A 19,329-nucleotide genomic window follows, 5' to 3' on the forward strand; every position below is an offset into this window, starting at 1 on the left:
TTTAAAATATATATTATATTAGATTTAGGAGGAGAAAAATGGCATTCGATGGTTTTTTTGTAAGAAAGATGGTAAAAGAGTTAGAAGAAAGTATATTACAAGGACGAATAAATAAAGTAAATAATCTATCAACAGATGAGTTCGTCTTTTCAATAAGAAAAGGGAAAAATTTGAAATTATTTCTATCGGCAAATCCAAGTGCATCTAGAATACAATTAACTAATAATAGTTATGAAAATCCTTCAACACCCTCAAATTTTTGTTCTGTACTTAGAAAATACTTAACAGGTGGGATAATACAAGAAATAAAGCAAGTAAATAATGATCGTATTTTGATTTTTAAAATTAAAAATTTTGATGACCTTGGATATGAGAAATACTATTATTTAATAACAGAACTAATGGGGAAACATTCTAATATTATTTTAACTAATGAAGATAATATTATACTTGAATCATTGAAAAATAGTTATAGTCTTGAATATAAACGATCTACAATTTCAAACATGGCTTATACTTTACCTCCTACTAAAGAGAAATTTGATCCATTCGACTATGACAAATATAAAAATTTAGAATTTGAGAATAAAGATAAGAAGTTTTTAATGAAAAATTTCTATGGTGTTTCTGCTTTATTAAATAATTATTTCGAAAGACATTCTGAGTTGAATTTGAAAAATGCTTTTCTAAACTTCTGTGAGGAATTTGATAACTATAATAAGCCTATTTTGATTGAAGAAAATGGTAAAAAGGATTTTTACTTCTTTGACGTTAAAGAATATAGTAAAGAGTTTGATTCGTTATCACAACTCCTTGATTACTACTATATGGACATAGCCAGAGAATCAATTAATAAGAATACTGACAGAAAACTATTTAATTTTATTAATACAAAAATAAATAGACTAAATAAAAAGGTAAGTATACTAGAAAGCGAGCTTATTCAAGCTGAAAATAGGGATGATTACAAATTAAAAGGTCAGCTATTGATTTCTAATATTTATTTATTTAAAAGAGATATACCAGAAACAGTAACGTTGCAGAATTTTTATAGTGAAGATTTATCTGAAATTGAGATAGAATTAGATCCGAGTTTAACTATTGAAAAAAATTCGGAGAAGTATTTTAATCTTTATAAAAAGAATAAGAGAACTATTGAGAATCTAATTGAACAAATAGAGATAGCTAAAGAAGATTTAGGGTATTTTGAGACGATAAAATTCCAACTTGAAAATGCGGATAAAACAGATATAGCAGAGATTAAAGAAGAATTGATTGCTAATGGGATTTTAAAAGAAAAGATAAAAATTAATAAGAAAAAGAACAAGAGTAATTATTTTATTATTCATCATAATGAGACAGCAATTTATGTTGGAAAGAATAATCTTCAAAATGATACTATTACAAATAAATTAGCAAGACGTGACTATTTATGGTTTCATGCAAAAGATATTCCAGGTAGTCATGTTGTAATTTTTGATAATAATCCAAGTGAAGATACAATAGAAGTTGCATCAATGTTAGCAGCATACTATTCGAAGTTTAAAAACGAAGAATATGTTAATGTAGATAGAACATTAATAAAAAACGTGAAAAAAATATCTGGTGCTAAACCTGGATTAGTGACGTATACAGGACAAAAAACTGTTAAGCAAAAGATAGATAAAGATCTAATTGGACAACTTTTAACAAATGATAAAAATTAAATATTAAACATCAAAGGAAGGTGAACACATGAATGATAAATTGGATGCAAAAACAGCTATAAAAGATACATTACCAACCGTGTTTGGATATATAGGTATAGGGTTGGCATTTGGAATTATAGCTAGTTCAGTGGGGATTAATCCTTTCTTTGTTGGAGCAATGTCATTATTTATTTATGCAGGAGGAGCTCAATTTATTACAGTGAGTATGCTCTCAAGTGGTGCTCCTATACTTTCAATCATACTAGCAACATTTCTAATTAATTCGAGGATGATATTAATGAGTATGGCAATAGCTCCATTTTTTAAACGTTATAGTGTGTTTAAGAATATAGTAATTGGCACTTTTTTAACCGATGAGAGTTTTGCTTTAGGAATGAATAAGCAAAACTATACAGGTGGAAATCTTACTTATGAATGGTTTAATACAGCAAATTTAATATCTTATTTTACATGGTTTACTTCATCAGTAGCAGGGGCATTATTAGGGGAAATAGTTAAGGATCCCAAATCTCTTGGTTTAGATTTTGCTTTAGTAGCAATGTTTATAGGATTGTTGTACCTGCAAGTATTATCAGATTTTACTATTAAGAAAAAGGTTCAGTTTATTGTTATTACCGTTGTGTTATTTTTAGTATATTTTGGAATGATTTTTATTCCTAGTAATGTATTGATAATAGTAGTTACTTTAATAGGGTGTGCGATAGGAGTGGTTTTAAAAAATGTTATCAACTAGTTATATTCTCTTAACAATATTGGGATGTACAATTGTAACATGGTTATCTAGAGTACTTCCATTTGTATTATTGAAAAAGTTTGATTTACCTAAAGCGGTAATAGAGTATCTTAGCTTTGTGCCGATTGTTATAATGTCAGCGTTATGGTTTGATAGTTTATTTATACAAAAAATTGGAGAATTTCCTCAAATCAATTATGAAAATCTACTAGCGTCTCTACCTACAGTAGTTAGTGCTATTATTTCAAAAAGTCTTCTAGTAATTGTTGTAGTTGGAATAGTATCTTTAGCGATAATAAGATATGTTTTTTAGAAAGTATAGATTAAGATTGCGATGTTTATTAGAAATAAAAATTAAGAATTTTTAAAAAATACTAACAAATTAATTTTCAACTTAAATATACATGTTTATAGTTTAAATTTTTTTCGATTTATGGTATTATAAAAAGATAATAAAACATGATAGAAGGATACGAAAAATGGAGAAAGGATTACTAATAGTTCTTTCAGGACCTTCAGGAGTAGGTAAAGGTACTGTAAGAAAGAGAATTTTTGAAAATAATGATGTTGACTTCGAATATTCAATTTCAATGACTTCAAGAGGCGTGAGGCCTGGAGAAGAAGATGGAGTTGATTATTTCTTTAAAACAAAAGAAGAATTTGAAAGTTTAATTCAACAAGGTGAATTATTAGAATATGCTCAGTATGTCGACAATTATTATGGAACTCCCGTTAAGTACGTTAGGGAGACGATGGAAAAAGGAAAAGATATATTTTTAGAAATTGAAGTCCAAGGTGCTGAGAAAGTTAAAAGTAAAATTCCAGATGCCTTGTTTATATTTTTAGCTCCACCAAGTATTGCAGATCTTAAAGATAGATTAAAAGGTCGTGGTACTGAAAGCGATGAAGTAATAGAATCACGTATAGCTAAGGCAAAAAAAGAAATTAATATGATGCATCTATATGATTATGTTGTAGAGAATGATGAAGTAGATAAAGCTGTAGAAAGAATCAAAGCGATTATACTTAGTGAACATTTAAAACGTGAACGTATAGAAATGAAATATAGAAGAGCATTATTAGAATTAGAAGAAATGTAGGAGAAGAAGATGTTATATCCAAAATTAGATGTATTAAAATCAAAAGTAAATTCAAAATATATGTTAGTTTCATTAGCAAGTAAAAGAGCTAGAGAATTATTTGCAAACCCTGAAACAGCAAAATTAGATAAATATACTTCTCATAAAGAAGTAGGTAAAGCATTAGAAGAAATTGCTGAAGGGAAAATTTCAGTTTTAGAAAAATAGTTTAAAATATTGTTTACAAAATAATATTTTTAGTGTAAAGTAGTATAAGTGTTTTTCTTTGAGTGATCGCGGCAGTAATGCTGAGGAAAGTCCATACTCACACAGGCTGAGATGCTTGTAGTGTTCAACGCTAAACGAAAAAATAAGTTTAGGCACCTTATGGTGACGGCAGAAAATATAACCTAAGTAGTTTTCTATATGGTTATATGTCTTGAAAGTGCCACAGTGACGGAGTTCTTGTAGAAATATAAGAAGTGGAACGCGGTAAACCCCTTGAGTGAGCAATTCAAATTTTGGTAGAAGCACTTATTCCGCAGAAATGAATGTAGGAATAGGAAATATGTATATATTTAGACAGATGATCACAGCTATTTTTACGAGAGTAGACTAGACTCGATTGAGTAAGGTAGATACAGAATATGGCTTATGATAAGAAAAACAACTAGTTCTAGGGGCTCTTAGGAGCCTCTTTTTTTAAGGAGGAAGAGATGAAATTTAATTTAGTAGCAACGACCCCTATGGGTATTGAAGCAATAGTGGCTAAAGAAGTTCAAGAATTAGGTTATGAAACAAAAGTAGAAAATGGGAGAGTTTATTACTCAGGAGATAAAAGAGCGATTGTTCGTTCAAATCTATGGTTAAGATGTGCTGATAGGGTGAAAATCGTTGTTGCACAATTTCCAGCTTATACTTTTGAGGAGTTATTTGAAAAAACAAAAGAAATAGAATGGGATAAATATCTTCCAGTAGATGCTAAATTCCCTGTAGATGGACGTAGCCATAAGTCTACATTATTCAGTGTTTCAGACTGTCAATCAATTGTTAAAAAAGCAATAGTAGAAAAAATGAAGAAGAGTTATGGTGTTACTGGATGGCTAACAGAAACTGGTGCCAGATATAGATTAGAGATAATTATGTTGAATGATATTGCAACCATTCTATTGGATACTTCTGGAGATGGTCTTCATAAACGTGGATATCGAGCTAAACAAGGAACAGCACCATTAAAAGAAACACTAGCAGCAGCAATGGTCAAACTAACTAACTGGAAAGGTGAAACACCTTTATATGACTTATTCTGTGGATCTGGAACATTATTGATAGAAGCGGCTATGGCAGCTCAAAATATGGCTCCTGGTATTAATAGAAACTTTGACTTTGAAAAGTGGCCATGGATGCCAAAAAGTCTTGTAGAAGAAGAAAGAAATAAGGCAGAAGATCTTATTGATTATGAAAAAGAACTAGAATTATATGGTTCTGATATTGATCCTAAAATGATAGCGACAGCTGAAAATAATGCTGAGGAAATTGGTCTTGCAGGAGTAATTAAGTTCAAACAAATGTCGGTATTTGACTTTGTAGCAAAAAAAGAAACTGGATGTGTAATTGCAAACCCACCTTATGGTGAACGTCTTGGTGAGAAAAAAGAAGTAGAAGCAATGTATAAGTTTTTAGGAACTGAGCTTAAAAATAAGAAACATTGGTCACTTTATTTATTAACATCTCATAAAATGTTTGAACATTTATATGGAAAAAAAGCAACAAAAAGAAGAAAACTTTTTAATGGTTCCATTGAATGTACCTATTATCAATACTGGGGAGAAAAATTAAGATAACATTTGACAATTATAAAAATATATCATAAAATAAGGATGTAAGTAGAGTTATATTAAAAAGAAAAGAGGTTGAGTTTATGCATTTAACAAAGAGTACTGAACAAGCAATCTGTATAATGGTTATGTTATACCTTCAAGATAGACATGTTTTCTTGAATTCTAAGGAAATAAGCCAGCGTTTAAATATTTCTCCAACATATCTGAAAAAAATTATGAGAAAATTGGTTGTCAATGATCTAGTAAAAGCTAACACTGGTATTGGCGGGGGATATAAATACAAGTCAAATAAAAAAGTTACTTTATATGATATATATGTAGCGCTAAATGACGAAGTAGAAATTTTTGCACTGAAAACAGATTACGTTTCAAAAATTTTTGAAGGGGCCTTAGCAGTTGATAAACGTTACAGTAAGTACTTGAAAAAAGTTAACACTGTAAATAAAGCGATTAAAACTGCTTTAGAAGAAATTACAATCGAAAACTTAGTTGAAGATATTCTTGAAGATAATTCTAAGATTAGACTAGATTGGAATAATTGGGAAGACGAATTTGAAAGAGTTAATGTTTTCTTTAAAGGATAATAAAAAAACGGTTATGATTTTTCATAACCATTTTTTTATTATAGAGCGCTAGCGAATGCTTCAATAAATTTATCAATATTTTCGAAATCTTCGTCAGTATCTGCTTCAATTTCAATCTTAAGATTTTCAGTTGGATTAGTAGCACCAGTTTTTGCGATTTGCTCATCGAATTGATCTACACAAACACAGTACTCATCGTAGATAGTATCACCAGTTCCAATAACCCCATAGATTTTTCCTTCATAGTTTTTGTCTGCTAATGCTTCGTAAAATTCTTCCATTTCTTCAGGTAGTTCACCTTCACCATATGTATAACTTGCAACGATAAAAGCATCTGCATCATCTAGAAAATCAAAATCTTCCATGTCTTCGATAAATAGTTTTTCTATTTCTAGACCTTTTTCTTCTTCGAATTTTTCTATTATCAAATCAGATAACATTTCAGTATTACCTGTTAAACTTGCGTAAACTAATTTAATATTCAAAAAAACCCCTCCATTCTATTAGTAAATAAATAATAACTAATCATTATTATAACTTATTAAAAATATTAAGTAAATAAAAAGAATTTATAAAATAAATTTTTTTGAGCAAAACTATTGAAAATTTCTGAAAATTATAGTTTAATTTAACTATCTTTTACATTATGGAGGTACAATATGGAAAAAGGTCATTATCTTTTCCATTCTATCTGTAGATGGAGTAAAATTTAAGATTAAAATTTTACAAAAAAAGAAGATGAGTAAAAACTCATTTGGAGGATAGAAAATGGAAAACAAATTTACATTTTTTGAGAAATTTATTATGATTTCTACAAAAGAAACGTTATTATTTTTAGTAGTACTTTTTGCGTTATTTTACTTAATGTATTATTTAGCAAAAAAAAGGGTTAGTTCTTCAAAAAGAACGTTATTATCAACAGCAATAGGTTTACTTCTAGGGATTGGTATACAAGCATATTCAGGATTTAGTGATGAACCGATGAAGATTAAATATGTTGCTGAAACAACTACATGGTATTCATTATTTGGGAATGGATTTATTGATTTAATTAAAATGTTAATCGTACCATTAGTATTAGTTTCAATTATCAATGTAATTGTAAATATTAATGCTAATACTGATGTTAAAAAATTAACCAGATTAACACTGATTATTACGTTAGGAATGGTTGCGATAAGTTCTATTGTTGGTTTTGTAGTTTCTGCAGTATTTAAACTTGGAAGTAGTTCTATCGTTTTAGGTAATGGAGATAGTAAAATTAAAGAAGTAAAAAATGTTGTTACAATTATTCGTGAATTGATTCCTTCAAATCCTATAAAAGCAATGGTTGACTTTAATGTAATTGGTGTAGTAATCTTTGCTATGTTTGTCGGACTAGCGGCAAGATATATTCAAAATAAAGATGAAAATAAAGTAAAAACTTTCATTGACTATATTGCTAATTTACATGCTATTGTATCTCGAATGACAGTACTAATAATTAGATTATTACCTTATGCTGTAATTCCGTTACTAGCTAACACAATTGCACAAAGAGGATTAAAATCAATTAAAGATGTATTATTGTTTATCGGATTATTATATGTAGCAGTAGTAATTCAATTTGTAATTCAAGGATTATTCTTATTACTACATGGTGTTTCACCTGTTACATATTTCAAAAAAGCAAGTAAGCCATTAGTTTTAGCATTTACTTCACGTTCAAGTGCAGGGACATTACCTTTAACTATTAATACTTTAACTAAAGAAATGGGGGTTAACCAGTCAACAGCAAACTTTGTTGCTTCGTTCTCTTCTACAGCGGGAATGCAAGGATGTGCTGGTATTTATCCAACAATGTTAGTAGTATTTTTAGCTAATGCAAATGGAATAACAATTGATGCAACATTATTTATCATGACTGTTATTGTAGTAACATTAGGTTCTGTAGGTATCGCAGGAGTTCCTGGAACAGCAATTACAGCTGCTTCAGTTTCAGTTAACGGAGTAGGTTTTGGAGCATTATTCAATCAAATTAACGCGATCTTAGCAGTAGACCCAATTTTAGATATGGGACGTACTTGTTTAAATGTTAGTGGTGGTATGACAAACTCAATAATGGTTGATAAACACTTAGGTTTATTTAACAAAGATAAATTTTATGAGTTTGATAAAGTAACAGAATAAATAATTTAAATCGTAGTACGAAAGTGCTACGATTTTTTTATGAACATATGTATATTATTAGTGTTTTTCTTCTCGATGTGATAATATTATAAAGGTAAAAATTTAGTAATATATCAAAATTTTGGTCAAAGCATTATTTTGCAATTACGTTAAAATATATGGAGGTACTATGACTGAATTTTTAAAAGAATATGATGTTATTGTAATTGGAGGGGGACATGCCGGAATTGAGGCAGCACATGCCGCTAGTAGAAAAGGTGTTAAGACTCTAATGATTACAATTAATTTAGATACTATTGGTTTTATGCCATGTAACCCGAGTGTGGGAGGACCGGCAAAAGGAATTGTTGTACGTGAAGTAGATGCACTTGGTGGTCTAATGGGACGAGTAGCGGATAAGACTAATATTCAAAGTAAAATGTTGAATACAGCAAAAGGACCAGCAGTTCGTGCACTAAGAATGCAATCTGATAAAGTTGAGTATCAATTAGAAATGAAGAGAATTTTAGAAGATACTCCAAACTTAGATATTGAGCAAGCAATGGTACGTGAACTTATTATTGAAGATAATAAAGTGGTTGGATTAAGAACTATGCTTGGAACAGCGTATAAAGCAAAAACAATTATTATAACTACAGGTACATATTTACGTGGTGAAATTGTAATTGGAGATATTAAATATTCTTCTGGACCAAATCACCAGATGCCATCTATCGATCTTGCGAAACAATTAGAAGAATTAGGATTTGACTTAGTTAGGTTTAAAACTGGGACACCACCAAGGGTTAATGCGGACAGTGTAGATTTTTCTAAAACAGCAATTCAACCAGGTGATGAAGAAGAACATGCATTTAGTTATGAAACTAAAGAATTTGTTAAAGATCAAGTACCATGTTGGTTGACTTATACAAATTCAACAACACATGAAATTATCGATAAGAACTTAGGACGTTCAGCTATGTATTCTGGAGTGATTAAAGGAACAGGACCAAGATATTGTCCAAGTATTGAAGACAAATATGTTCGTTTTAACGATAAGGAAAGACATCAACTTTTCTTAGAACCAGAAGGTAGAAATACGAAAGAAATATACGTACAAGGTCTATCTACTTCGTTACCAGATGATGTTCAACGTGACATGGTACGTAGTATTGCTGGACTTGAAAATGCAGTAATTATGCGTAATGGATATGCGATTGAATACGATGCAGTAAATCCAACAACTTTATGGCCAACTTTAGAAACGAAATTAATTGATGGATTATTTACTGCAGGCCAAATTAATGGTACGAGTGGTTATGAAGAAGCAGCAGGTCAAGGTATTATGGCTGGAATAAACGCCGCTTGTAAAGTACTAGGAGAAGAACCAATGATCCTTGGTCGTGATGAAGCATATATTGGAGTTCTTATTGATGACCTAGTAACAAAAGGAACAAACGAGCCATATAGACTTTTAACTTCAAGAGCAGAACATAGGTTATTATTACGTCATGATAATGCTGATATGCGTTTAACAGAAAAAGCTTATAACTATGGTTTAGTAACTGAAGAGAGATATAATAAATTCTGTGAAAAACGTAAGATGGTTGCTGATGAAATTGAAAGACTTAAAACTTTCAGAATAACTCCAACAGCTGGTACTTTAGAAAAACTAGCAGAATTAAATAGCGCGGAAATTCGTGATGGTATTCTGGCGATTGATATGCTAAGACGTCCAGAACTAACTCATGCGAATGTTCTATATTTAGCTAATGATGAAACAGTTCTTCCTAAAGATGTAATAGAGCAAGTTGAAATCGAAGTTAAATATGAAGGTTATATTAAAAAATCTCTTCAACAAGTAGAAAAACTTAAGAAGATGAATGAGATGAAAATACCTACAGATCTGAGTTATGACGAAGTACCAAGTTTAGCTTTAGAAGCAAGGGAAAAACTAAAAAAAGTATTACCGTTAACCATTGGTCAAGCATCTCGTATCTCAGGAGTTAATCCAGCGGATATTTCTATTTTATTAGTATATTTAGAACAACGTAGAGGAACAAATAATGAATAAAGAACAGTTTTATGCTGCAGTAAAAGAAAAGGTAGGGATAGAATTATCAGAACTTCAAAAAGAGCAGTATAGTAAATACTATGATTTAGTAGTTGAATGGAATCAGAAGATAAATCTTACTGCTATTACCGAAGAAGATGAATTTTATACAAAACACTTTTTTGATTCAATTTCACTAGCTTTCTATAAAGATTATTCTAATATTGAAAGTATTTGTGATGTCGGTAGTGGAGCAGGTTTTCCTTCAATCCCGTTGAAAATATTATTTCCAAATTTAAAAGTCACGATTGTTGATTCGTTAAACAAGAGAATTAAATTTTTAAATTTAGTAAAAGATGAACTAGGACTTAGTGATTGTAATTTTGTTCATGCTAGGGCAGAAGAGTTTGGACAAAATAAAGACTACAGAGAAAATTTTGAAATAGTAACTGCTAGAGCGGTAGCAAGATTAAATGTCTTAGCTGAATTGTGTTTACCATTAGTTAAAAAAGGTGGATATTTCTTAAGTTTAAAAGCACAAAAGGCGGAAGAAGAGACTAAAGAAGCGATTAATGCAATAAAACTTCTAGGTGGAAAGTTAGAACAAGATTTAGAATTCGATATTGAAGGTGAAGAGCGTCATATTTTAGAAATAAGAAAAGCTAAAGAGACACCTAACAAATATCCTAGAAAAGCAGGTACACCAAATAAAAAACCATTATTATAGTGTTACTTTGTTATGAAATAAAAATATTTAAAAAGTAGCTAAATATCATTTTATACCTAATGATGTTAGCTGCTTTTTAATTTGTATACGATTTACACAATAAAATAAAGAAAAAATAGATAAATTTTCAAAAAATTCTTTACTTTTGTTTGATTTTATATTATTATATTTATTATATTCATTAAAAACAAACAAAGGAGGATGTGTATGACGAAATCAGTAAGGGATTTTCTTAATATAATTTTAAACGGTACAGCTTTAGGAGTTGTTGCAGGATTAATTCCAAATGCAGTTCTGAGTACATTATTTAAATATTTAGGAACATTATTTGCACCTGGATTATTCACTACATTAACTCAAGCGATGTATTTATTACAATTTGCAATTCCAGTTTTAGTAGGAGTTATTGTAGGACAAAGTTTAAAATTCAAACCATTAGAGTCAGCAGTATTAGGAGCGACAGTCTTAGCAGCAAGTGGATCTTTAACTTTTAATGCACAAGCAAAAGCATGGACTGGGGTTCCAATGGGAGATTTATTTAACGTCATTTTAATTACAATTATTGGAGCTTTAGCAATTAACCTTGTTAAAGATAAATTCGGAGCTGTTACAATTATTTTCTTACCAATCACTGGAGGATTAGTAGCGGCATTAGGGTTAGTAACATTGCCATATACTAAAAGTTTAACTAGACTTTTAGCATCAATCATTTTTGAATTTACAACATTACAACCAGTGTTAATGTGTATTTTAATAACGATGACATTTTCATTCTTAATCGTTACGCCTGTATCAACAGTTGCAATGGGATTAATACTATTTTCTAATGAAAACTATGTAGGAGCGGGAGCTGCAACATTAGGATTAGTTTCAGCAGCAGCGGTTCTAGCTATCGGTACATATAGAGCGAAAAGTAAAGGTGCTAGTGTGGCTATTATCTTAGGTGCAATCAAGCTTATGATGCCAAACTGTGCACGTAAACCACAGTTATTATTAACAATTTTAACAACAGCAGCAATTACAGGACTTTCAGGATATTTCCTAAAAATTCTTGGGACACACGAGAGTGCAGGATTTGGTATTATCGGTTTAATCGGACCTTCTAAATCATATGCAATGAATAATGGTAACTTATTACCAGTGTTATTGGCATTCTTCGTAATTCCATTTACAGTTGCATTTTTAGCAGATAGATTTTATTCTGATGTATTGAAATTATATAAAAAAGATGCATATAAACCAGAAAATCTATAATTAATAGAATATAAAAAGATAACTTAACAAAATCGTTTCTTAAGAGATGTTTTTGTTAGGTTATTTTATTATATATATTGATTTGATAACACATTGACAAAGTTATTTTATAGTTATAAAATTAGGGTAGAATACGCTTTAAGGAGATTAATTATGAAAATATTATTTGCGGGAGCAGGAGCTCTTGGTTCAAGATTTGGGTATATGTTATTTAAAAATAATGAAGATGTAACATTTGTAGATTCTTGGGAGGAACATGTAAGAAATATTACTAATAATGGATTAAAAGTTATAATTGATGAGGTAGATTTGGGTAATTATTATATACCGACATATCATCCTGATCAAGTCAGAGGAAAATATGATGTAGTTTTTGTTGCAACCAAATCTATGCAATTAAGAGCTATGCTAGAAAAAGTTAAACATTTATTTCATGAAGATACTAAAATCATTTGTATTTTAAATGGTTTAGGTCACGTTGAGACTTTAAAAGATTATATAAAAGAAGAGAACATTCTTATTGGTGTAACGGTGTGGACTAGTGGGCTAGGAGGTCCAGGTGTATTAAATGCGCATGGAACGGGAAAAATAGAGTTAAAACAAGTTAAAGAGATTAACTTAGATGAAACTTTGAAACTTGTAGATAGATTAAATGGGGCAGGTTTAAATATTAGATATTCGGCAGATACATATCAATCAATATGGCATAAAGCAGGGCTAAACTGTGTGCTTAATACATTTTGTACGCTTATTGATTGTAATATTAATCAATATGGAAGCTATGATAAGAATTTAGAATTAACAAGGGCGGTTCTAAATGAAATTACAGCAGTAGGTAAAGCTGAAGGGATTGATATTAAGCAAGATGTAATCGAAAATAATATAAAAAATTGTTTTTCATTAAAGACTGCAGGAGCGCATTATCCATCTTTATATCAAGATATGAAGAATGGTCGTTTGACAGAAATAGATTATCTTAATGGTGAAATTTCAAGACTTGGAAAAATTCATAATATTCCTACACCAGTGTGTGATGTCATTACATTAATGATTCATTCTAAGGAATTTATTAATAATAATAAACAATATTAGCAATATAAAAGAGATGCTAAAAGGCTCTAAGTAAAGAATTATCAATGTTTTACTTGTATTTTTTTGTTAAAAAAGGTATAATAGTTCGTATGTTCAGTTGACTATTTTTAAAATAGGAGGAAAAGATATGTCATTAGAAATTAATAATGAATATGGTCATGTTTCTATTAGTGATGATGTAATAGCATCGGTTGCAGGTGGTGCAGCTGTAAGTTGTTACGGAATCATAGGAATGGCTAGTAAAAATCAAGTTAAAGATGGAATTACAGAAATTTTACGTAAAGAAAATTACGCAAAAGGAATAGTAGTAAAAAAAGATGAAGAGAAACTTGTAATTGATTTATATATCATAGTTATGTATGGTACAAAAATTTCAGAAATAGCTAACAATGTTCAATCTTCAGTAAAATATCAAATTGAAAAAACTTTAGGTGTCAAAGTTGATGAAATCAACATTTATATTCAAGGCATCAAGGTAAATAAATAGGAGGAAAGATAGTGGAGAAAATTAACGGACTCGTTTTAGCTGAAATGATTGATTTAGGATCAAAAAACTTAGCTAAAAATGCAGAAAAAATAAACTCATTAAATGTTTTCCCTGTACCAGATGGTGATACAGGAACAAATATGAACCTTTCAATGTCATCAGGTGCTAAAGAAACAGCTGCAAATGTTGTTGAAAACATCGGTGAATTAGGTAAATCTTTTTCTAAAGGATTATTAATGGGAGCACGTGGAAACTCAGGTGTTATCCTTTCTCAATTATTTAGAGGAATGTCTCAGCACATAGCTGATAAAAAAGAAGTTAATGCTAAAGAGTTTGCCGAAGCTATCCAAAATGGTGTAAGTATTGCTTATAAAGCAATTATTAAGCCAGTAGAAGGAACTATTTTAACAGTAGCTCGTGAAGCTGCTGAAGCTGGACTTAAAGCAGCGGAAAATAGTGATTCTGTAGTTGAAGTAATGGAAGCTATTTACGCTGAAGCTCAAGCTTCACTAAAAAGAACTCCAGATTTATTACCAATTCTAAAAGAAGTTGGTGTAGTAGACTCAGGAGGTCAAGGACTTGTTTGCGTATATCAAGGTTTCGTTGCAGCGCTTAAAGGTGAAAAAATTGAAGGATTAGAATCTGTAGAGACTAATGTTGTTGATATGCAATTTGAAGATGATCATGATATGGACTTCATGAGCCCAGAAGATATAGTATATGGATTCTGTACTGAGTTCACAGTTCGTCTTGATAAAGAGAAAAAAGATTTTAACGAAGATAAATTCCGTGAAGATATGAGTAAATTTGGAGATTCTCTTCTAGTAATTTCAGATAGTGAGTATGTGAAAATTCATGTTCACACAGAAACTCCAGGGGATGTATTCAATTATGGTCAACAATATGGAGAACTTATCAAAATAAAATCTGATAATATGAGAGAACAGCACCGTGAGGTTCTAAGAAAACAAGAAGCTAAACAAGCGACTACTCCAAAAGAACTTAAAGAACAAGCAATGATTTCTATATCTATGGGAGCTGGATTAAGTAAAGTATTAACTTCAATGGGAGTTGATTATATCGTAGAAGGTGGACAAACAATGAACCCATCTACTGAAGATATTATGAAAGCTATTAAAGAAGTTAACGCTAAGAACATTTTTATCTTCCCTAATAATAAAAATATCCAACTTGCAGCAAAACAAGCTGCTGAGTTAGCTGAGGAAAATGTTTTTGTTATTGAAAGTAAAACAGCTCCTCAAGGTTTAGCTGCAGTTATGGTATTTAATCCTCAAGCTTCAGCTGATGAAAACTTTGCTAATATGCAAGAAGTATTATCAACAGTAAGTACTCTAGAAGTAACACACGCTGTTCGTGATACTAACATCGAAGGTGTTGAAATTAAAAAAGATGAATTCATGGGAATTAAAGATGGAAAAATAGTAGTTTCTAACTTATCTCTGAATACAGTTTTAGAAGAATTATTAGAAAAATCTATTGATGAAGATAAAGAAATTGTAACTCTTTACTTAGGTGAAGAGAGTACAGAAGAATATACTGATTTCTTAGAACAATTAATAGAAGAAAAATATCCTGACGTAGAAGTAGAACTTATAGAATCAGGGCAACCGGTATATCCATACATTATCGGAGTAGAATAATAATTTAAACTTTATAAAAAAGTAGCATTAGTCTAAAATAGATTAATGCTACTTTAAAGTTGATAGAGTAAAATACTTATATATTAATTATAATCATAAAAAATATTTAATGATTTGAAAGGAGATATAATGGTTGATGTAATTATTGCATTATTATTACTTGCTGGTGCATATTTAGGGTACAAGCGTGGACTAATCATGCAAATATTTTATTTAGGTACAATAGTAATTGGTTATGCAGTATCAATGTTATTTAGTTCAAGATTGGCATATTTATTTACAAGTATGATTCCCATTCCAACAGATGTTACAGAAGGGCTTGAGGGAATATATAAAGGACTTAATATTCCAACAGCATACTATCGTATAGTATCATTTATCGTATTATTTATTGTTATTCGATTAATAATACAAATTCTAGCTCAAACATTGGGCGTTATTAGAAAATTACCATTAATAAAAACAACTGATAGATATCTTGGTGCTATACTAGGATTCGTGGAGATTTACTTAATTGTGTTTGTAGTACTTTACCTTGTAACGGTATTGCCTGCTCCAGATTGGAAGATAGCGATATTTAAAGATTCAACATTACCAGATTATATAATTCAAAATACACCAGTATTATCAAAACAGTTTATTAGTTTATTCTTTAATAAATAAAATTAGATTTGGAGTTCCAGAGGTGCTCCGAATTTTTTTCTATTAGCGAGTAAGAAGATAATTTTAATCAAAAGAAATTGTTTAATACTTTTATTTAGTGTATAATAGTTTGTGTTATAAAAAGATAAAGCATGTAAATATAGATTGAAGGAGTGAGATTAGATTGAATAAAATTACTCAAAAGAAAATTAATTTAGACTTAGTTTTAAAAGATGTAGAGAAATATTGTTTCTCAGAGTTATCTTATGAAAAAATAAAAAATTTAGAATATATAACAAATTATGATAAGTTAGTAGAAGTACATAAGGAGAATGAAGAGGGATATGATTTGCTTAGAAAATACCCAAACGAATTCAAATTAAAAATATTTGATTATAACGCTAGTGTTAAGAAAGCTAAAATTGATAGTGTGCTTTCGGAAAAGGAACTCTTCTATATATTAAGAAACATTATAACTTATGATAGATTCTCAAGAAGATTTGAAAATATCAAATTACAAGAACATGCTAACTATCCAAGTTTAACAAAGTATGTAGTTAAACTAGATGATTTTAGTGATCTTGAAAGATATCTAGATAGAATAATAGATGAGGACGGTTATATAAGACCAGATGCATCACTTGAATTAAAAAATATAAAAGTAAATATTTCTAAGTTAAAAAATAAGAGTGATCAAATACTAAAGAATATTCTTCGTTCAAATGTAAAAAAATTAACTGAAGCAATTGTAACAAAGAGAAATGATCGTGATGTAATCTTAGTAAAACCCGAATATAAAAATGACTTTGGTGGAATTATTCATGATGAGAGTGCCTCAGGAAATACATTTTACGTTGAACCAAAAGAAAATGTAGAGATTAATAATGAAATAGGAATTTTAAAACGTAAGGAAAAAGAAGAGATTCTTAGAATACTAAAAGAAGCATCTGAAGTAGTTAAAGAAAAAGCAGATGAACTTCTAAATTCTCTTTGGAATTTTTCACAAATAGAGTTTATATTCTCAAAAATGAATTTCTGTGCTAGAAATGGCTTTAATAAACAAAATATAGTAAATTCACAAGAGCTTAATCTAAAGAGAGCATATAATCCTTTAATTGATAAAGACGTAGTTGTGAAAAATGATGTTATTCTAGACAATAAAGGAAATTCACTAATAATAACTGGTCCTAATACTGGTGGTAAGACTGTAATTTTAAAAACAGTTGGATTATGTGTGTACTTATCACATCTAGGATTTTATATTCCAGCATTAGAGGAATCAACAGTCGGATTTTTTGAAGATGTATTTGTAGATGTAGGTGATGAACAGTCTATTGAGAATAACTTATCTACTTTTTCTTCTCATATGACTAATATTATTAACATATTAAATAGAACAAATAATAAGAGTCTAATATTACTTGATGAATTGTGTTCAGGAACAGATCCAAGTGAAGGAGCAGTTCTTTCTATTGCACTACTAGAAAAATTCAAAAATCTAAATGCTACCATGTTATGTACAACACACTATCCTGAAATTAAGAATTATTGTTTTGAGTCGGACTATTATAAAAATTCATCTATGGAATTTGATTTTGAAAAACTGAAACCAACATATAGATTTATTATAGGTTTACCAGGTAAATCAAATGCAATAAATATATCTGCAAAATTAGGTTTAGAACAGTCTGTAATAGATGAGGCTAGTTCGTTATTAGAGATAAATACTAAGGAAAATAATTTATTTATCGATAAACTATCTGAAAGTATTAGAGAATATGATTATAAATTAGAGTATATAAATAGTACATTAGATGAAATAGATGAGGTAAAACAAACTCTTGATACTAATCTACAGAAATATGAAGAATATAAAGAAAGTTTATATAATGATTTAAGTATAGAACTTAATAGAGAAATCGAAGAGAAAAAAGAAGAAATGCTTGAAATTTATAAAGAGTTTAAGGATAATACCTCTTTAAAACAACATGAAGTTAATGAATTGCTTCATTCTATGGACAAGAGTAAGAATAATATAAGATTACAAAGAAAATTAGAAAACCAACCTAAGTTTGCTAGTAGTAAGATTAAAGTTGGAGATGATGTACTGGTACTAAGTTACAATCAAAGAGCAACAGTTTTAGAAATTTCTGGTAATACTCTACAGATAAAAATGGGAGCTATGAAATTAAATATTAAGAAAAAAGAAGTAAGGAAAATAGATAGTGAGCCTGAAGTAGCTACTAGATATGTTAGTACTAGCAATGTAAGTAGTAAAAAAGTAGGTATCGATATTAATGTAATAGGATTAAATACAGAAGAAGCTATAAGGGAAATAGAAGACTACATGGATAAAGTAATACTTCAAGGGTATGATACATTTACTATTATTCATGGTTTAGGTTCTGGTATCCTGCGTAAAAATATCGGAGAATATCTTAAAAATAATAGATATGTAGCTAGCTATAGAACTGGAGGGCAAAACGAAGGTGGTATGGGAGCTACTGTGGTTGAGATGAAATAAAAGGTTAAGTTGGATTAAATTCCAACCTAACCTTATTTTTTATATATCAAATATCTTAGTGTAGTTCTGTCTTCTGTTGCTACTTCATTTTCTAGAATACCACCACATGATTCTATAGTACGTTTTGAAGCAATATTATTTTTATCACAGGTAATTAAGATTTTCTCTAGGCCAAGTGAAAATAAAAAATCTACTGTATAAGATAACATCGCTTTAGCATATCCTTTTCTTCGCTCTGATTTTCTAACACTATAGCCTATATGGCCACCGAAGTTTAATAAGTAGTCATTCAGTTCATGTCTTGCGTTAATAATACCGACGATTTTATTATTATCTAAAGCGAAAAATGTATGAGCAGTGACAAAACCAGGGGTTAGTGATTCTTTTTTCTTAGTGTTTTCTGTAAATTCTACCCATTCAGGGATAGATAAATCAGTCATATTGGCTGCACCATGAATAATTTCATTATTAAGAACAAATTCTTCTTTGTAATCCAATATTTGTTCAAAAGTAACATCTTTAGGCTCTTTAAAAATAATCATAAATAATCCTCCTTGAAGTGTTTAATTATATGATATCACAATAAAATTTGATTATAAATAGTAAATAGAAAGAAATATTGAAATAAAAATGAAAAAATATGAAAATAATGTTGACAAGTAATAAATTTAATGATAGAATAGTAAAAGTCTTCTGATAGAGAAGACGAACAATATAAGATTTCTAATAATTAAATGTTAAGAAAATATAAAAAAGTTCTTGACAAAATAAAAAAGAAATGATAAACTTATAAAA

The 19,329-nt window shown here is 29.5% G+C and carries 18 protein-coding genes and 1 other RNA gene; 17 read left to right on the forward strand and 2 right to left on the reverse strand.

The features are described from left to right. Positions 1-38 precede the first annotated feature (38 nt). From PNO30_RS05680 to PNO30_RS05715, 8 genes are all read left to right on the forward strand, one after another. Entirely contained in the window at positions 39-1,706 is a 1,668-nt protein-coding gene (locus PNO30_RS05680) for an Rqc2 family fibronectin-binding protein (protein WP_271987469.1), read from the forward strand. A gap of 28 nt (positions 1,707-1,734) precedes the next feature. Then, the gene (locus tag PNO30_RS05685; protein WP_271965544.1) at positions 1,735-2,442 is read left to right on the forward strand and encodes an AzlC family ABC transporter permease; all 708 of its coding nucleotides are present in this window, start codon (positions 1,735-1,737) and stop codon (positions 2,440-2,442) included. Further along, positions 2,429-2,755, forward strand: a complete 327-nt coding sequence (locus tag PNO30_RS05690; protein WP_271965545.1) for an AzlD domain-containing protein — start codon at positions 2,429-2,431, stop codon at positions 2,753-2,755. The genes PNO30_RS05685 and PNO30_RS05690 overlap by 14 nt, the downstream gene beginning before the upstream one ends. A 166-nt stretch (positions 2,756-2,921) precedes the next feature. Continuing rightward, positions 2,922-3,542 (forward strand): guanylate kinase, encoded by a 621-nt coding sequence (gmk, locus tag PNO30_RS05695; protein WP_271987470.1) that lies wholly within the window; start codon positions 2,922-2,924, stop codon positions 3,540-3,542. Positions 3,543-3,551: 9 nt separating this feature from the next. Next, on the forward strand, positions 3,552-3,749 hold the full coding sequence (gene rpoZ, locus PNO30_RS05700) for a DNA-directed RNA polymerase subunit omega (RefSeq protein ID WP_003146858.1): 198 nt from the start codon (positions 3,552-3,554) through the stop codon (positions 3,747-3,749). 54 nt (positions 3,750-3,803) lie between these two features. Continuing rightward, an RNA gene (rnpB, locus tag PNO30_RS05705) (RNase P RNA component class B) lies at positions 3,804-4,181 on the forward strand. A gap of 56 nt (positions 4,182-4,237) precedes the next feature. After that, positions 4,238-5,365: a THUMP domain-containing class I SAM-dependent RNA methyltransferase gene (locus tag PNO30_RS05710; RefSeq protein ID WP_271965547.1), complete on the forward strand. Its 1,128-nt coding sequence runs from the start codon at positions 4,238-4,240 to the stop codon at positions 5,363-5,365. 77 nt (positions 5,366-5,442) lie between these two features. Then, a complete protein-coding gene (locus tag PNO30_RS05715) occupies positions 5,443-5,946 on the forward strand; it encodes an RrF2 family transcriptional regulator (protein ID WP_271965548.1) in 504 nt (167 codons plus the stop codon). A 38-nt stretch (positions 5,947-5,984) separates the two neighbouring features. Here PNO30_RS05715 and PNO30_RS05720 read toward each other — a convergent pair whose 3' ends face one another. Next, complete coding sequence (locus tag PNO30_RS05720) at positions 5,985-6,431, reverse strand: flavodoxin (RefSeq protein WP_271965549.1); 447 nt, start codon at positions 6,429-6,431, stop codon at positions 5,985-5,987. Positions 6,432-6,714: 283 nt separating this feature from the next. On the opposite strand from PNO30_RS05720, the gene PNO30_RS05725 reads away from it, so the two are divergent. From PNO30_RS05725 to PNO30_RS05765, 9 genes are all read left to right on the forward strand, one after another. Further along, positions 6,715-8,115: a cation:dicarboxylate symporter family transporter gene (locus PNO30_RS05725; protein WP_271987471.1), complete on the forward strand. Its 1,401-nt coding sequence runs from the start codon at positions 6,715-6,717 to the stop codon at positions 8,113-8,115. 169 nt (positions 8,116-8,284) lie between these two features. Further along, positions 8,285-10,168 carry a tRNA uridine-5-carboxymethylaminomethyl(34) synthesis enzyme MnmG gene (mnmG, locus tag PNO30_RS05730; protein WP_271965551.1) on the forward strand — a complete coding sequence of 628 codons (1,884 nt, stop codon included), beginning with the start codon at positions 8,285-8,287 and terminating at the stop codon, positions 10,166-10,168. Continuing rightward, a complete protein-coding gene (gene rsmG / locus PNO30_RS05735) occupies positions 10,161-10,874 on the forward strand; it encodes a 16S rRNA (guanine(527)-N(7))-methyltransferase RsmG (RefSeq protein WP_271965552.1) in 714 nt (237 codons plus the stop codon). The genes mnmG and rsmG overlap by 8 nt, the downstream gene beginning before the upstream one ends. 207 nt (positions 10,875-11,081) lie before the next feature. Further along, complete coding sequence (locus tag PNO30_RS05740; RefSeq protein WP_271965553.1) at positions 11,082-12,128, forward strand: PTS transporter subunit IIC; 1,047 nt, start codon at positions 11,082-11,084, stop codon at positions 12,126-12,128. Positions 12,129-12,281: 153 nt separating this feature from the next. Continuing rightward, a complete protein-coding gene (locus tag PNO30_RS05745) occupies positions 12,282-13,220 on the forward strand; it encodes a ketopantoate reductase family protein (protein ID WP_271987473.1) in 939 nt (312 codons plus the stop codon). Positions 13,221-13,347: 127 nt separating this feature from the next. Further along, positions 13,348-13,707 (forward strand): Asp23/Gls24 family envelope stress response protein, encoded by a 360-nt coding sequence (locus tag PNO30_RS05750; RefSeq protein WP_003146848.1) that lies wholly within the window; start codon positions 13,348-13,350, stop codon positions 13,705-13,707. A gap of 11 nt (positions 13,708-13,718) precedes the next feature. Continuing rightward, positions 13,719-15,368 carry a DAK2 domain-containing protein gene (locus PNO30_RS05755; protein ID WP_271965556.1) on the forward strand — a complete coding sequence of 550 codons (1,650 nt, stop codon included), beginning with the start codon at positions 13,719-13,721 and terminating at the stop codon, positions 15,366-15,368. A gap of 129 nt (positions 15,369-15,497) precedes the next feature. Then, complete coding sequence (locus PNO30_RS05760; RefSeq protein ID WP_271965558.1) at positions 15,498-16,031, forward strand: CvpA family protein; 534 nt, start codon at positions 15,498-15,500, stop codon at positions 16,029-16,031. A gap of 163 nt (positions 16,032-16,194) precedes the next feature. Beyond that, a complete protein-coding gene (locus PNO30_RS05765; protein WP_271987474.1) occupies positions 16,195-18,534 on the forward strand; it encodes an endonuclease MutS2 in 2,340 nt (779 codons plus the stop codon). 32 nt (positions 18,535-18,566) lie between these two features. On the opposite strand, the gene PNO30_RS05770 is transcribed toward PNO30_RS05765, so the two are convergent. Continuing rightward, positions 18,567-19,076: a GNAT family N-acetyltransferase gene (locus tag PNO30_RS05770; RefSeq protein WP_271987476.1), complete on the reverse strand. Its 510-nt coding sequence runs from the start codon at positions 19,074-19,076 to the stop codon at positions 18,567-18,569. Between the last annotated feature and the right edge of the window lie 253 nt (positions 19,077-19,329).

The sequence above is a fragment of the Gemella haemolysans genome, assembly GCF_028308085.1.
Classification (GTDB): domain Bacteria; phylum Bacillota; class Bacilli; order Staphylococcales; family Gemellaceae; genus Gemella; species Gemella haemolysans_D.